The organism is Acinetobacter sp. YH12027 (genome assembly GCF_013420085.1).
Lineage (GTDB): Bacteria > Pseudomonadota > Gammaproteobacteria > Pseudomonadales > Moraxellaceae > Acinetobacter > Acinetobacter amyesii.
Genome location: NZ_VOYW01000011.1, coordinates 77,329 through 93,232 on the forward strand (window position 1 = coordinate 77,329; position 15,904 = coordinate 93,232).

At 42.1% G+C, this 15,904-nt stretch carries 11 protein-coding genes and 1 pseudogene; 8 read left to right on the top strand and 4 right to left on the bottom strand.

The window, feature by feature from the left end:
• Window positions 1-276: 276 nt before the first annotated feature.
• The 3 genes from ilvC to FTT94_RS05390 form a co-directional block, all read right to left on the bottom strand.
• On the bottom strand, window positions 277-1,293 hold the full coding sequence (gene ilvC / locus FTT94_RS05380) for a ketol-acid reductoisomerase (RefSeq protein WP_078192867.1): 1,017 nt from the start codon (window positions 1,291-1,293) through the stop codon (window positions 277-279).
• 109 nt (window positions 1,294-1,402) lie between these two features.
• Entirely contained in the window at window positions 1,403-1,894 is a 492-nt protein-coding gene (gene ilvN / locus FTT94_RS05385) for an acetolactate synthase small subunit (protein ID WP_078189625.1), read from the bottom strand.
• The gene (locus tag FTT94_RS05390) at window positions 1,891-3,618 is read right to left on the bottom strand and encodes an acetolactate synthase 3 large subunit (protein ID WP_078192673.1); all 1,728 of its coding nucleotides are present in this window, start codon (window positions 3,616-3,618) and stop codon (window positions 1,891-1,893) included. The genes ilvN and FTT94_RS05390 overlap by 4 nt, the downstream gene beginning before the upstream one ends.
• Window positions 3,619-4,329: 711 nt before the next feature.
• Between FTT94_RS05390 and FTT94_RS05395 the strand changes: the two genes are divergently transcribed.
• The 4 genes from FTT94_RS05395 to holA all read left to right on the top strand — a co-directional run bounded on the left by FTT94_RS05395 (window position 4,330) and on the right by holA (window position 9,162).
• On the top strand, window positions 4,330-4,671 hold the full coding sequence (locus FTT94_RS05395) for a DUF4124 domain-containing protein (protein WP_249708160.1): 342 nt from the start codon (window positions 4,330-4,332) through the stop codon (window positions 4,669-4,671).
• A gap of 126 nt (window positions 4,672-4,797) precedes the next feature.
• Window positions 4,798-7,419: a leucine--tRNA ligase gene (gene leuS, locus FTT94_RS05400; protein WP_180170353.1), complete on the top strand. Its 2,622-nt coding sequence runs from the start codon at window positions 4,798-4,800 to the stop codon at window positions 7,417-7,419.
• 201 nt (window positions 7,420-7,620) lie between these two features.
• A complete protein-coding gene (gene lptE, locus FTT94_RS05405; RefSeq protein WP_078192675.1) occupies window positions 7,621-8,154 on the top strand; it encodes an LPS assembly lipoprotein LptE in 534 nt (177 codons plus the stop codon).
• Between the two features lie 9 nt (window positions 8,155-8,163).
• The gene (gene holA / locus FTT94_RS05410; RefSeq protein ID WP_180007207.1) at window positions 8,164-9,162 is read left to right on the top strand and encodes a DNA polymerase III subunit delta; all 999 of its coding nucleotides are present in this window, start codon (window positions 8,164-8,166) and stop codon (window positions 9,160-9,162) included.
• On the opposite strand, the gene FTT94_RS05415 is transcribed toward holA, so the two are convergent.
• Window positions 9,159-9,608 carry a bacteriohemerythrin gene (locus tag FTT94_RS05415; protein ID WP_180007206.1) on the bottom strand — a complete coding sequence of 150 codons (450 nt, stop codon included), beginning with the start codon at window positions 9,606-9,608 and terminating at the stop codon, window positions 9,159-9,161. The genes holA and FTT94_RS05415 overlap by 4 nt on opposite strands.
• A 514-nt stretch (window positions 9,609-10,122) precedes the next feature.
• On the opposite strand from FTT94_RS05415, the gene FTT94_RS05420 reads away from it, so the two are divergent.
• From FTT94_RS05420 to FTT94_RS05435, 4 genes and pseudogenes are all read left to right on the top strand, one after another.
• Window positions 10,123-11,466 carry a MacA family efflux pump subunit gene (locus tag FTT94_RS05420; protein ID WP_180170354.1) on the top strand — a complete coding sequence of 448 codons (1,344 nt, stop codon included), beginning with the start codon at window positions 10,123-10,125 and terminating at the stop codon, window positions 11,464-11,466.
• A gap of 2 nt (window positions 11,467-11,468) precedes the next feature.
• Entirely contained in the window at window positions 11,469-13,448 is a 1,980-nt protein-coding gene (locus tag FTT94_RS05425; RefSeq protein WP_180170364.1) for a MacB family efflux pump subunit, read from the top strand.
• A gap of 10 nt (window positions 13,449-13,458) precedes the next feature.
• Window positions 13,459-14,862, top strand: a complete 1,404-nt coding sequence (locus tag FTT94_RS05430; RefSeq protein ID WP_180170363.1) for an efflux transporter outer membrane subunit — start codon at window positions 13,459-13,461, stop codon at window positions 14,860-14,862.
• 62 nt (window positions 14,863-14,924) lie between these two features.
• A pseudogene (locus FTT94_RS05435) lies at window positions 14,925-15,857 on the top strand (IS5 family transposase).
• Window positions 15,858-15,904 lie beyond the last annotated feature (47 nt).

Below are 15,904 nucleotides of genomic sequence, written 5' to 3' on the forward strand. Positions count from 1 at the left end.
CGAAAATGATGAAAGTATCGCTTACATCATTTGAGGCTCGTAGCCTTGATGCCGTCTTTTATAAGGGATAAAAAAGCCCCTGTTAAAAACAAGGGCTTTTTGACTTAGATATCAGAACTTCGTTCTTTTCTTTGTCTACGATTTTGTTCGCTTGGATCCAAGGTACGTAAAAATAGAAAAGCATGCTTTTCTATTTTTAAGGCACGTAACTTTAGATATTAAAAAACCCACTCAAAATGAGTGGGTCTTCGTATTCAAATCAATTGATTCAAGAAATTAGTTTTTCTCTTTATCAACGATTTTGTTCGCTTGGATCCAAGGCATCATCGCACGTAACTTGTTACCAGTTACTTCGATACCATGCGCCGCGTTTTGACGACGACGAGCAGTCATAGAAGGATAGTTCAACGCACCTTCTTGGATGAACATCTTCGCGTATTCACCAGATTGAATACGTTTAAGCGCATTACGCATAGCTTCACGAGACTGTTCGTTGATTACTTCAACACCAGTTACGTATTCGCCATATTCAGCATTGTTTGATACTGAGTAGTTCATGTCCGCGATACCGCCTTCGAACATTAAGTCAACGATCAATTTAAGTTCGTGTAGACATTCGAAGTAAGCCATTTCTGGTGCATAACCAGCTTCAACAAGAGTTTCGAAGCCCATTTTAACCAATTCAACAGCACCACCACAAAGAACTGCTTGCTCACCGAAAAGGTCAGTTTCAGTTTCTTCACGGAATGAAGTTTCGATAATACCAGTACGGCCACCACCAACACCTGAAGCGTAAGAAAGCGCAACGTTACGTGCATTACCAGAAGCATCTTGGTGAACAGCGATAAGATCAGGTACACCTGAACCACGTTGGAATTCTGAACGTACAGTATGACCTGGCGCTTTTGGAGCAACCATGATTACGTCAAGGTCAGCACGTGGAACAACTTGGTTATAAAGAACAGAGAAACCATGAGCAAATGCTAGCGTTGCACCTTGCTTGATGTTTGGCTCAATTACGTCACGGTAAAGTTGTGATTGGAACTCATCTGGAGTCAAAATCATAACTAAGTCAGCTTGAGCTACAGCAGCAGGAACTTCTGAAACTTTAAGACCAGCATTTTCAGCTTTTTTCCAAGAAGTAGAACCAGCGCGTAGACCTACAGTTACGTCAACGCCTGAATCTTTAAGGTTAAGCGCATGAGCATGGCCTTGTGAACCATAACCAATGATTGCTACTTTTTTGCCTTGGATGATAGATAAGTCTGTGTCTTTATCGTAAAAAATTTGCATTGCTGTCTCCGCTAAAATGCTTTTGTTTCCTTTAACTTGATACCGTGATTCTGTTTGATTATTCACGTTTCAAGTACCTCACCCATAGGAGTGAGGTGAATATATAAAATTAGATAGTTAAAACTTTTTCGCCACGTGCGATACCTGAAACACCTGAACGTACAACTTCTAGAATTGTATTTTCAGCTAAGGCATCAATAAAACCATCTATCTTTTCAGTTGTACCTGCGATTTGAATGGTATATGTCGTTGGTGTTACGTCTACGATTTGTCCACGGAAAATATCCGCAGTACGTTTAATTTCTGCGCGCGCTGAACCAAGTGCTTTGACTTTAATTAACATCAATTCACGTTCAATATGAGCACCTTCAGACAAATCAACAACTTTAACAACTTCGACAAGCTTGTTGAGTTGTTTGGTGATTTGTTCAATTTTATGCTCATCGCCATACGTGGTTAAAGTCAAACGCGAAAGCGTCGGATCTTCTGTTGGCGCTACGTTTAATGTCTCAATGTTATAACCACGCTGAGAGAATAAACCTACCAAACGTGAAAGCGCACCTGCTTCGTTTTCTACAAGTACAGAGATAATATGTCTCATTGTGTGCGCTCTCCTTTGCCTAACCACATATCTTTCATTGACTGGCCAGCAACCAACATTGGATATACATGCTCTGAACGGTCAACCATCACGTTAATAAACACGCACTTGTCATTGATCGCCATCGCTTCAGCAAGCTTCGACTCGAGTTCATCTGCATGGTCAATTTGAATACCTACATGACCATACGCCTCCATTAATTTAGGGAAGTCTGGAAGTGACTCAACATACGAGCTTGAGTGACGACCTTCGTAGTTCATGTCTTGCCATTGCTTAACCATACCTAATGCACGGTTATTCAAGCATAGAATTTTTACATTCAAGCCATATTGCTTACATGTAGATAGTTCTTGGATACACATCTGAATCGATGCTTCGCCAGTAATACACACTACTTGTTGATCTGGGAAGGCAAGTTTAGCTGCCATAGCATATGGCAAACCTACACCCATGGTTCCTAGACCACCTGAGTTGATCCATTGACGTGGACGTGTGTATTTGTAGTAAAGCGCACCAAACATTTGGTGTTGACCAACGTCTGAAGTAATAATGGCTTGGCTATTGGTAATTTTATCCAACGCTTCAACAACTTGCTGTGGTTTCATTGAACCATCAGTTGGTTTGTCATAGTTCAAACCATGAACTTGACGCCATTCATTGATTTGTTTCCACCAAGCCCCGATATCTTCAGGATTTGGTTTAGACACATTCAATTGTTTTAATTGAGCCAACATTTCAGTCAATACAGGCTCTACTGCACCCACAATTGGGATGTGCGCCATAATTGTTTTTGAAATCGTTGCTGGGTCAATATCAATATGAATGACTTTTGCATTTGGACAGAATTTCGCTGGATTATTGGTTACACGGTCATCGAAGCGCGCGCCTACACACAGAATCACATCTGCATTGTGCATGGTCATATTGGCTTCATAAGTACCATGCATACCCAACATACCAATGAATTGTTCATCATTGCCCGGATACGCACCAAGACCCATTAAAGTACTGGTTACTGGATAACCCAATAAATGTGCAAGTTCTGTCAACTGTGCAGAAGCGTTGCCTTGAACCACACCACCGCCTGAATAAATAATTGGGCGTTTAGCATGAATCAATTCATCAATTGCTTTACGAATTTGACCAGAGTGACCACGATGCGGCGGTTGATACGAACGCATTTTCACTTTTTCAGGATATTCGTAAGCAAATTTCTCTGCTGGATTCGTCGCATCCTTTGGAATATCAACAACAACAGGACCCGGACGGCCACTTGAAGCGATATAAAATGCCTTCTTAATAATCGAAGGGATTTCGCTTGCATGACGTACTTGGAAGCTGTGTTTTACGATTGGGCGCGAAATACCGACCATATCCGTTTCTTGGAACGCATCCTCACCGATCAGATGGCTTGCAACCTGACCTGACAAAATCACCATTGGGATTGAGTCCATATAGGCAGTTGCAATTGGAGTTACGGTATTTGTTGCACCCGGACCAGATGTCACCAGTACGACACCTGTTTTACCTGTGACACGTGAGTAAGCATCAGCCATATGACCAGCAGCTTGCTCGTGGCGCACTAGGTAATGATTGATTTTTTCTTGTTGAAATAGCGCATCATAAATATGCAGTACTGCGCCGCCTGGGTATCCAAAAACATGTTCAACGCCTTCGTCCGCTAAAGCGCGTACGAGCATTTCACCACCAGATAAAAGTTCCAACGTGATTCACCCTAATCTTTTTTCACGCACAAATGGAGGGCATTTGTCGTGATTAATTCATTAACTGTGTGCTCTGTTATAGCACACAAATTTCATAGTTTTCATAGCAATAAGAAAAAAATCTGACCTGCTTGCTGTTTGAGCAATATGGGGTCTAAAACATGTTGGGATAAACATATTTTGTTGGCTTTGTTCAACGTCTCGGCTAGAGAAGAAGTCCATTGCTAAAATGCACTCATTCGAAGGGTGATCGATCTAAGGCATATAAAACTAAAGACAGCATTTTTGTAGTTTCAACCATTAAAGTCAAGTTTAAAAATGGGCTTTTTTCTGATTACTTACAGACCGTTTGTTTTTTAAGCACACTCCCGTTCTTTGCATTCTTTGTAGTTTGTTTATTTATAACCAGTTAGCATGTGTTTAATAAAATACTTTTATAAATCTAATAAATAAATTAAATGAATGAATGAATGAATGAATGTGAGTTTTTAATTCACTTGCCCCACTTTCAACTTAATACATGGATTGAATGATAAGAACACAATATTTTGATTGCTTATTAATTCCACAATTCATCATTCACAAAGTTATTCATCCCACGCGATGTCCCTTTTATCCTTTGTGCTAAAAAATGCATAGATTCTGCTGTCAAAAAAGCGCAAAATTTTCAGCATAATTTTGCATGATCACTCTAACTTTGGGACTGAATTTATGATGAAGACGACGATTGCTCGCACTGCCTGTATTTTATCTAGCATGGCATTTTGCCTGACCAGTTTGGACCTTTCAGCGAAAGAATATTACAAGTGGGTGGATGCAAAAGGTTCAACGCATTACACCACCACGCCACCGCCAAAAAATGCGCAGCGTAAAGGTAAAGTGAATACCTATGGTGCAACAACGACTACGCAATCAACTCCAGCAAAAAACCAAGAAGAGGTTTCACGTGAAGCCGAACAGTCGAATGAACAAAATGAGCAGCTAGCGGAACAACAACGCGAAGCCAATGCAGCGCTCCGCCAAGGTCAAGCCGTAGCCTCCGCACCACAATAATTTACGCCAAAGCCTTCATTTTGACTTAAATTATTTACATCTACACAGCATCGCAAAATTCACTCTAGGCGTATTTTGCGCTATGCTGTAGCACAAACTTTTTAACCGTTATTTCTATTTACGTTTATGACTACTCACATTGACCCTGAATATCAAGCCAGTGCGATTGAACCTACAGTCCAACAAGACTGGGAAAATCGCAAAGCCTTTAAAGTTGCCGACCAAGTAGAAGGACCACGTCGTTATATCCTCTCTATGTTCCCTTATCCAAGTGGCAAACTGCATATGGGTCATGTGCGTAACTACACCATTGGTGATGTGATCAGCCGTTTCCACCGTTTACAAGGTGAAACTGTGCTACAACCCATGGGTTGGGATGCTTTCGGTTTGCCTGCTGAAAACGCGGCAATTGCACATCAAGTCGCTCCTGCAAAATGGACTTTTGAAAACATTGATTACATGCGTAATCAGCTTAAAAAGTTAGGTCTTTCTGTAGATTGGGATCGTGAATTTGCAACTTGCACACCTGAATACTACCGCTGGGAACAATGGTTATTCGTACAGCTTTATAAAAAAGGTTTAATTTACCGTAAGCTTTCAACAGTGAACTGGGACCCAGTAGACCAAACTGTTTTAGCAAACGAACAAGTTGAAAATGGTCGTGGCTGGCGTTCTGGTGCATTGGTCGAAAAACGTGATATTCCAATGTACTACTTCCGCATCACTGACTATGCGCAAGAATTACTTGACGATTTAGAAACATTAAAAGACGGCTGGCCACAGCAAGTTTTAACCATGCAACGTAACTGGATTGGTCGCTCACAGGGTATGGAAATTACCTTCCCTTCAGCGAATCCAGACGTTTATGCAGATGGTTTAACTGTATTTACCACTCGTGCTGACACTCTCATGGGTGTGACTTATGTTGCAGTTGCAGCAGAGCATCCAATGGCACTTAAAGCTGCGGAAAGCAATCCTGAGCTTGCTGCATTTATCGAAGAATGCCGTATGGGTTCTGTTGCAGAAGCAGACCTTGCGACTGCTGAAAAGAAAGGCATGGCAACAGGTTTGTCAGTTAAGCACCCAGTTACAGGTGAAGAAGTTCCTGTTTGGATCGCAAACTACGTCTTGATGTCTTACGGTTCAGGTGCGGTGATGGCGGTTCCATCACACGATGAACGTGACTTCGAATTTGCCAACAAATATGGCTTAACCATCAAGCAAGTGATTGATGCCAAAGGTGCAGACGATGCAGACTTTGACGCAACAATTTGGCAAGAATGGTATGGCTCTAAAGACGGCAAACTGGTGAATTCAGGCGAATTTGACGGCTTAGACTTACAAGGGGCGTACGATGCATTCCTTGCAAAGTTAGAGCCGACTGAACTTGCCAACTCGAAAGTTCAATTCCGTTTACGTGACTGGGGTGTTTCTCGTCAGCGTTATTGGGGTTGTCCAATTCCAATGATCAACTGTGAAAAATGTGGTCAGGTTCCAGTACCTGAAGAACAACTTCCAGTTGTATTGCCAACGGACGTGGTTCCAGATGGTTCAGGCAACCCACTCAACAAAATGCCTGAGTTCTATGAAACCACTTGCCCTTGCTGTGGTGGCGATGCTCGTCGTGAAACAGATACGTTAGATACTTTCGTAGAATCGTCTTGGTACTATGCACGTTATGCATCTCCAGATTTCACAGACGGTATGGTGAAACCTGAAGCGGGTCAAACTTGGTTACCTGTGAACCAATACATCGGTGGTGTTGAACACGCGATTCTGCATTTACTTTATGCACGTTTCTTCCATAAATTAATGCGTGATGAAGGTGTGGTACAAGGCAACGAACCATTCACTAACCTTTTAACTCAAGGTATGGTTCTTGCGGATACTTACTACCGTGAATCTGAGTCAGGTAAGAAAACATGGTTTAACCCTGCTGACATCGACTTAGAACGTGATGAAAAAGGTCGTATCATCTCTGCGAAATATCAAGGTGATGGTCAAGACGTCGTGGTTGGCGGTCAAGAAAAAATGTCGAAATCGAAAAACAATGGTATCGACCCGCAAGCGATTATTGACCAATACGGCGCAGATACTGCACGTGTATTCATGATGTTCGCGGCTCCACCAGATCAATCACTAGAATGGTCTGACGCTGGTGTTGAAGGTGCAAACCGTTTCTTAAAACGTGTATGGCGCCTAGCATCTGGTTTCCTTGAACAAGGCAACTCTGCTGCAAACATCGACAAAGCGACACTATCTACCGCTGCACAAGACTTGCGTCGTAAAACACACGAAACCATTCAAAAAGTGGGTGATGACATTGCACGTCGTCATGCCTTCAACACCGCCATTGCTGCGATGATGGAACTTTTGAATGCAAACAATAAGTTTGAAGCCAAAGATGACAATGACGTTGCCGTTGCACGTGAATCAATCATTACCCTTCTAACTTTACTTGCTCCTTTTGCGCCACATTTAAGCCAAACCTTATTGGCTGAGTTTGGTATCGAATTAACATCAGCACGCTTCCCTGCTGTAGATGAATCTGCGCTGACTCGCAATACACAAACGATTGTAGTGCAAGTGAACGGTAAGCTTCGTGGCAAATTAGAAGTATCTGTCGAGGCCTCTAAAGATGACATTCTGGCACAAGCAAAAGCATTACCTGAAGTTCAACAATTCTTGACTGGTCCAACCAAGAAAGAAATTGTGGTGCCGAATAAATTAGTGAATTTGGTGGTTTAATTTAATCCCCCTAAATCCCCCTTTACAAAAGGGGGACTTCCCGCTCCCAATAAAAAATCGGGTCTCCTCCCTTTTTTAAAGGGAGGTCGGGAGGGATTAAAAAACAATTCCCAAACAAAGCCCGTTGCCAGTCAACGGGCTTTGACTTTACAATCCACACAGGATTTCAACATTATCCCTTCGGGAAACAGAGGACACTTTATGCACTTGGTTCAACGTGTTGCTGCAATTGTATTAACTATGGGCCTGAGCGCAGGCATGGTCGGTTGTGGTTTTCATTTAAAAGGCACCAACCCTGCTGCTGTACCTGTGGCCTATTCCAATATGCGATTGGCACTTCCTGAAGATACGGATGACTTACATGAAAAGTTAGCGATTTATTTAGGTTCTGCAGGCGTGCAATTGAGCAATAATCAAAATGCCTATGTCTTACATGTGTTGGATTACACTCCACGACGTTTAGAACTCAATGGTAAATTGGTTGAAACTTTACTGCGCTTGAATGTGACGTTCCAAATTGAAGATGCTCAAGGTAACCCTGTGACAGAACCACGTACATTGATGGCAACACGTAGCTACCAATACGACGTAGCAACCGTGAACACTGATGACCAAGAAGAAAAATATTTAAAACAAGTGATTATTGATGACATTGCACAACAGATCGTGCGCCAAATTTCATCAAACCGCTTACCAAAAGCGAACCCACTAACTGCACCAACCAAAGCTGAGTAATTTTGATTTATGAAACTTGACTATCTTCAGGCATTAAAACGTGTAGATGAAGCGCAAGGTGCCTGGGTGCTACATGGTCAAGAGCCATTACTTGAACAAAATCTCCTGGATGCATTTCGTAAGAGTTGGAACACTCGAGAAGTCGAGCGTCAACGGTATGACATTAGCTCTGCTGCTGATTGGAAAAATGTCTTTAATGCTTTAAATAGCTTGTCATTATTTTCCAGTCAACTGGCAATTGAGGCACATGGCAGCATTAAACCCGATGCCAATGGACTAAAACTGTTAAAAAGCTATTTGCAGCAAAATGAAAGTAACTTGCTGCTCGTGGTCATGCCGAAGCAAGACAGTGCGAGTTTAAAGACCAGTTTTTTCCAAACCATTGATGCCAATGGAGTCAATGTTGCACTGACTGCAAACTACCCTAAAGATCGTCAGCAAATCTTAGCCACCGAGGCGCAAAAGCTTGGCATTCAACTCGCCAATGATGCTTGGCAATGGCTAGAACAGCATCATGAGCACAATTTACTGGCGGCAAAAAATAGTTTAATGCGTGTCGTAGATACTTTTCCTGAAGCAGAGATGATTCAGATTGATCATCTGTACTCTTGCTTACAAGATCAGTCACGCTACACCACTTACGATTTAAATGATGCAATGCTGCAAGGCAATTTGGCGCAATCAATTAAAATTTTTCAATATTTGATTGCATCTGGTGAGCCGATGTCACTCATTTTATGGAGTATCAGCAAGGAAATGCGCTTGCTGATGCAACTGTTTGAGCAACCACAAAATGCCTTACAAATTGGCATTTGGAAGACCAAGGTCGGGCTGTATCAACAAGCTTTACGCCGTTTAAATGCCAATGAGTTTTTGACGTGGCCTGCCCTGTTGTTACGTTTAGATGCCTCGATTAAAGGTTTGGGACATGAAAATGCCGAACATCTGATTATGCAAGCCATTGCTCAGATGTGCGGTAAAAGGTTATTTCCGTCCCTGTTGACTTAACTAAAAAAGCGAGCAAACCAACTTTTGCCTTTTTTCTGTTCCTGCGAGCGCAGATAGTGCAGCATATTGTCTCGCACTGAATCTACATAATCTTGATCATCATGCTGAATGTGATTAATCAGCCATTTAGACAATAAACGATATAAATCTTGTTCAACCGAAACACCATTTTCAAATTTGGTTCGATACTCATTCAGTCGCCTCACAAAATGCTCATGAATCCCACGATGAGACGGCAAATACTGATAATGTACCTGTTCCAATAAATTTTCTTCAAAGCTGAAATGCGATTGTGTATAGTCAATCAAATCATCCAAAACCTCTTTGATTTTCTCTCGACTGCCATTCACGAGGATTGCTTCCAACGTATTGATATAATCTAAAATCTGGCGATGTTGATTATCAATAACATCAATGCCGATATTATATTTTTCATTCCATTCCATATCTAACCCCGACTTATATTCCTATTTTATTTTGTATATTTAATGAAAAAAAACCACTTATCATTAAACCCATAATTTTTTTATGGGTTTTGATCTTAGCTGCATTTTTAGAACAAGACTATTGCAAAAAATCACACACGCTCAACAAAAACTGTGCACACTAAAGCACAAACACAATGCATATTTTTATTTTAATATCATTAACATAGGCTACAAAAAAGCTTTATAGCACCACTTTTTTTAATTTTCATTCAACTTTTTTCTAATTTGAAATTAGATTCAAATAAATAGGCATGAAATATGCTTTTTGTACTTTAATTGGCATTTAGTTACAGTTAAAAAATTATTTTACGCAGTAGAATGAGTCTGTTTACAGATTCTGCTAAGTCCCTTCATATCAATCGGAAAGCCTAAAGGGAAATAATAATCATTACTTCTTTGCTAAAATATTCACAATTTATCCGTATTTAACTCTTATAATTCAAATAACTTTCTTAACGCTTTACTGCCAATCATGCCAAAAATAAAACCAGCAAAATTGATCGTAGCCATCATCGCTGCTCTGGCGATCGCTGTCACAGCATGGCATTTTTTCAAACCAAAACAAGAGCAACCTCAGTACATTACGGCCGAAGTCAGCCGTGGGGATATTGAAAACTCAGTGCTTGCCACTGGTGTGCTTGAAGCAACTAAAATGGTCAGCGTAGGAGCGCAGGTTTCAGGTCAAGTAAAAAAAATGTATGTGCAACTTGGCGATGAAGTAAAACAAGGTCAATTGATTGCCCAAATTGATTCAGTGCGTCAGGAAAATGACCTCAAAACAGCCGAAGCCAGTATTAAAAATCAACAAGCGCAATTGGCAGTAAAAAATGCAAATTTAGCCAAAGTCGATGCTGAATATAAGCGTCAACAAGCGATGTATGCTCAAGATGCGACCAGTCGTGCAGAACTAGAATCTGCGCTAGCAAGCTATAAAACCGCACAAGCTGATATTGCAGCCATTGATGCACAAATCGAACAATCGCGCTTAACTTTAGCGACTGCAAAAGAAGACTTAGGCTATACACAAATTGTTGCACCCATGGATGGCACCATCGTGGCGATTGTGACGGAAGAAGGTCAAACCGTAAACGCCAACCAAAGTGCGCCAACCATTGTGAAATTGGCAAAACTCAACACCATGACCATTAAAGCTGAAATTTCTGAAGCCGATGTCATGAAAGTCCAAGAAGGTCAAAGTGTTTACTTTACGACGTTGGGCGACAGTGAAACAAAACACTATGCTACCCTGCGCCAAGTTGAACCTGCACCAAATTCAATTAACACCGAAAGCAACAGCAATACCTCTTCGTCTTCAAGTACTGCGGTTTACTACAATGCGTTATTTGATGTCCCAAATGAAGATGGCAAATTGCGTATCGATATGACCGCTCAGGTGTATATCATTTTAGATGAAGCCAAGAATGTCTTAACGGTACCTGCCGCTGCCGTACAAACCTCAAACCATCCACAACGTAGCCGAAATAATACGTCTACCGATGGTCAATCTGCGGATAAAAATGCCAACGCAGAAGCTAAATCGAACAAAGACCATCCAAATCGTCCTAAAGGTTTAGAACTGACTGAAGCTGAAAAGGCACTGGTCAAACAAGGTAAAGCGAGCGTTGCCATGGTGCGTGTATTACAAGCGGATGGCGCTGCGCAACCTCAACCCGTATTACTTGGCTTAAATAACCGTGTGACCGCACAAGTGATTCGTGGCTTAAAACAAGGTGATCAAGTCGTGATTGCCGACGGTTCAGACACTAGTAATGATTCTGCAAAACGCAGTAATCGCGGCGGCCCAATGAGAATGTAATGATGAGTCAAAATCAGACGCCTCTACTCGAGGTCAAGAATCTGACTCGTGAATTCCCTGCTGGTGAAAGCTCAGTCCAGATTCTAAAAGGGGTTAATCTTGAGATTTACCCAGGTGAACTGGTGGCGATTGTAGGTCAGTCCGGTTCTGGTAAATCTACCCTCATGAACATTTTGGGGTGCCTTGATAAGCCAACCAAAGGCAGTTACAAGGTCAAGGGGCGTGAAACCCGTGAACTTGAACCTGATGAACTGGCACAGTTACGCCGTGAATATTTTGGCTTTATTTTCCAGCGCTATCACTTACTCGGTGATTTGAATGCTGCTGGTAACGTCGAAGTTCCTGCAATCTATGCCGGTGCAGATGCAACTGAACGCAATGCACGTGCCAAGCAACTACTAACCGATCTTGGACTGGGTGAAAAAACCCAAAACCGTCCGAGCCAACTATCGGGTGGTCAGCAACAACGTGTATCGATTGCGCGTGCCCTCATGAATGGTGGCGATGTTATTCTTGCCGATGAACCGACCGGTGCACTAGATAAGAATAGTGGTATTGAAGTGATGCGGATTTTGCGCGAACTCAATGCCAAAGGTCATACCATTATTTTGGTCACGCACGACCATAATGTTGCAAAAAATGCGACTCGAATTATTGAAATTTCTGACGGTAATATCATCTCAGATCAGCCCAATGTACCTGAAACAGATGATGAACCTTTAGAAAAACAGCAACTCGTTCCAAACACACAGAAAAAAACCTCAAGCTGGCGCTCTGCCGTTGACCGTTTAGGTGAAGCCTTCCGTATGGCGATCCTTGCCATGAATGCTCACCGTATGCGTACATTTTTAACCATGCTCGGGATCATTATTGGTATCGCTTCTGTGGTTTCTGTTGTGGCTCTTGGGAATGGTTCACAAAAGCAAATTTTAGAAAATATCAGCAGTTTAGGTACCAATACCATCACGGTGTATCAAGGTCGAGGCTTTGGTGATAATTCCAGATCCTCCCAAGTAAAAACATTGATTCCTGCCGATGCGACGGCCCTTGCTGAACAGCCTTATGTCGATGGCGTTAGTCCTTCAGTCAATTCATCTGTTACAGCACGTTTTAAAGACACTGAAGCGTCGACCACAGTGAATGGCGTGAGTGAAGATTTCTTCTATGTCAAAGGAATGAACTTCGCTTCTGGTCAACCTTTTGATAAAGAAAGTGTGACTGAGCAAGCGCAAGATGTGGTGATTGATAGTAATACTAAAAATACTTTCTTTGCCGATGGCACCAACCCTGTGGGTCAAGTCATTTTGTTAGGCAGTGTGCCGAGCCGTATCATTGGCGTGATCGAAGAACAAAAAAGCATGATGGGCAACTCAGATAGCCTGAATGTGTATTTACCCTATTCAACGGTCATGAGTCGTATGTTAGGTCAGTCGAATGTACGTAGCATCATTGTCCGAGTGAAAGATGAATATCCAAGTGCTGCTGCTGAGAACGCCATCTTAAGCTTATTGGTACAACGTCATGGCGCGCAAGATGTCTTTACACAGAACTCCGATAGTATCCGCGAAACCATTCAACAAACCACGGCAACAATGACCCTATTAGTGTCTGCGATTGCCGTGATTTCATTGGTCGTCGGTGGTATTGGGGTCATGAACATTATGTTGGTTTCTGTGACTGAACGTACCCAAGAAATTGGTGTGCGTATGGCCGTGGGTGCACGTCAAAGTGACATTCTGCAACAGTTCCTGATTGAGGCGGTGTTGGTGTGTATCTTAGGCGGTGTGCTTGGGGTTTTATTATCTTTAGGTATTGGACAATTGATTAGTCATTTTGCCGGTGGAACATTTCAAATGGCCTATTCAACGACGTCTATCGTTGCTGCATTTGTCTGCTCAAGTATGATTGGTATTGTGTTTGGCTTTATTCCTGCACGTAATGCCGCACAGCTTAACCCTGTCGATGCGCTTTCTCGCGAATAAGGAATTAATGATGCAAATGACCTTAACTAAACTTGCAAGTGCCTTCATTCTCGGAAGTAGCTTAGTCGGCTGTGCCGCTGTGGTTAAAACGCCGTACGAAGCTCCTGCAACACAAATCCCGACGCAATTTCAAAATGCAAAAGCCATGAGTCAGCAAGTTCATGCAGATACTTATGCTGACCAATGGTGGACATTGTTTAATGATGCTCAATTAAACCAGTTGGTGAATCAAGTTTTAGCGGCCAATACAGACCTTGCTGTAGCAGGTATTAATTTACAGCAAGCTCGACTACAAGCAGGTTTGGCTGAAAATAAACAAGGGCCACGCGTGAGTTCAAGTGTCTCTACTGGACATAACTTTGACCTTAACTCAGGTGATGACTCATCAAAAGGTGTATCACTCAGTGGTGGCGTCAGTTATGAAGTAGATTTATTTGGTCGTTTGGCTAGCCAGACTGAGGCCGCAAAATGGGAAGCTTTAGCAACTGAACAAGACCTGCAAGCCACTGCCCAAAGTTTGATTGCAACAACAGCAAACCTATATTGGCAACTTGGCTATTTAAATGAGCGCTACAGTATTGCGCAGCAAAATTTGGCCAGTACGCAAAAAACCTATGACTTGGTCAAGGTGCAATATAAAGCCGGTGCTGTGTCAGGTTTAGATCTAACCCAAGCGGAACAGTCGGTCCAAAGTCAAAAAGCGACCTCAAGCCAAATTGCCCAACAAAAAGTGGAAACACGTACTGCATTGGCTGTGTTATTGCATGAACCTGTGCAACAACTGAATATTTCAGAGCCGCAGCGTTTACCTCGAATTGCATTACCGACAATTGCAGCAGGTTTACCTGCCGAGTTGTTGTCTCGCCGTCCAGATTTACAAGCAAGCGAGTTAAGATTACGTAAAGCTTTGGCAAATAAAGATGCAACGAAAGCGAGTTACTACCCTTCAATTAGTTTGACTGGCAGTTTAGGCTCGAGTAGTACCTCTTTGAGTAATTTATTACAAAACCCTGCTTTGGCTTTGGGTGCAAGTTTAAGTTTACCTTTCTTGCAATATAACGATATGAAGAAAGACCTTGCGATTAGTGATTTAGATTATGAAAAATCTATTATTCAATATCGTCAGACCTTGTATCAGGCTTTTGCCGATGTGGAAAATGCGCTATCCAATCGTACTGAGTTAAGTCAACAAGTTGCTTTGCAAGAGCGTAATGTACAGCTTGCAGAAAAGACTGAGCGTTTGACTGAAGTTCGTTATCGTAATGGTGCAATTGCGTTGAAAAACTTGCTTGATGCACAGGAAACTACACGTAATGCGCGACTGTCTTTGGTTCAAACCAAACAGAGTCAATATAATGCTTATGTAACTTTAATGCAGGCATTGGGTGGCAGTCCGATTCAGCAATTACCTTAAGTTCGATAGGCTTTGTTGAACAAACCTATCTGTAAAGGCTTTTTCAGCGATATAATTTTCAAATGAAGAAACCTACACACAAAATCTACCGCACAACCAATTGGCCCGCATATAACCGAGCACTCATGAGTCGCGGAAATATTGCCCTTTGGTTTGATCCTGCTAGACAATGGTATGCGCAGCCAAAAGGCAAACAAGGGCGAAATCAAACCTACTCCGACGCAGCCATCCAATGCTGCTTAATAATTAAATCCTTATTTCGTCTGTCTTTACGTATGGTTACTGGCTTTGTGCAAAGTCTGATTAAACTTTGCGGATTAAATTGGATAGCTCCAGATTACACCACGCTTTGTAGAAGACAAAAGCATATTGATATTGTAATCAGCTAACAAAAAAGTAGCGATGGGCTGCATCTACTCATGGACTCTACAGGCATGAAGTTTCTAGGTGAGGGCGAATGGAAGCGCAAGAAACATGGACCTGAATATCGTCGCCAATGGCGTAAACTTCATATTGGTATAGATGCTAAAACCCTACAAATACGAGCAGTTCAGCTTACAACCAATAATGTCAGTGATTCACAGGTGCTTGGTGATTTACTTAATCAGATTCCACAAGATGGGCGGATTGACTCTGTTTATACTGATGGAGCTTATGACACCAAGCAATGCCGTCAGGTTATTGCAGATCGGCAAGGGCATGCGGTGATTCCACCTAGAAAAAATGCGAAACCATGGAAAGATACAAAGAGTAGCTCCCTTGAGCGAAATGAATTACTTCGAACAATTAAACGTTTAGGCCGGACACTATGGAAAAAATGGTCAGGCTATCATCGGCGAAGTTTGGTTGAAACTAAGATGCATTGCATCAAATTATTAGGAGATAAACTCAGTGCAAGGAGTTTTGATAGCCAAGTGAATGAGATTCATACACGTGTAGCAGCCCTCAACAGATTTACGGAATTAGGTCGGCCACTTACCCAAGTTACGCCTTAAATTTGGCTCAATTAGGGGCGCTTTGCATTTCAAATCTTTGTGCAACA

Coding starts and splice junctions, on each gene's coding strand:
- lptE (WP_078192675.1), top strand. CDS start 7,621: ATGCACTTGGTTCAACGTGTTGCTGCAATTGTATTAACTATGGGCCTG.
- holA (WP_180007207.1), top strand. CDS start 8,164: ATGAAACTTGACTATCTTCAGGCATTAAAACGTGTAGATGAAGCGCAA.
- FTT94_RS05430 (WP_180170363.1), top strand. CDS start 13,459: ATGCAAATGACCTTAACTAAACTTGCAAGTGCCTTCATTCTCGGAAGT.
- FTT94_RS05395 (WP_249708160.1), top strand. CDS start 4,330: ATGATGAAGACGACGATTGCTCGCACTGCCTGTATTTTATCTAGCATG.
- leuS (WP_180170353.1), top strand. CDS start 4,798: ATGACTACTCACATTGACCCTGAATATCAAGCCAGTGCGATTGAACCT.
- FTT94_RS05425 (WP_180170364.1), top strand. CDS start 11,469: ATGAGTCAAAATCAGACGCCTCTACTCGAGGTCAAGAATCTGACTCGT.
- ilvN (WP_078189625.1), bottom strand. CDS start 1,894: ATGAGACATATTATCTCTGTACTTGTAGAAAACGAAGCAGGTGCGCTT.
- ilvC (WP_078192867.1), bottom strand. CDS start 1,293: ATGCAAATTTTTTACGATAAAGACACAGACTTATCTATCATCCAAGGC.
- FTT94_RS05415 (WP_180007206.1), bottom strand. CDS start 9,608: ATGGAATGGAATGAAAAATATAATATCGGCATTGATGTTATTGATAAT.
- FTT94_RS05420 (WP_180170354.1), top strand. CDS start 10,123: ATGCCAAAAATAAAACCAGCAAAATTGATCGTAGCCATCATCGCTGCT.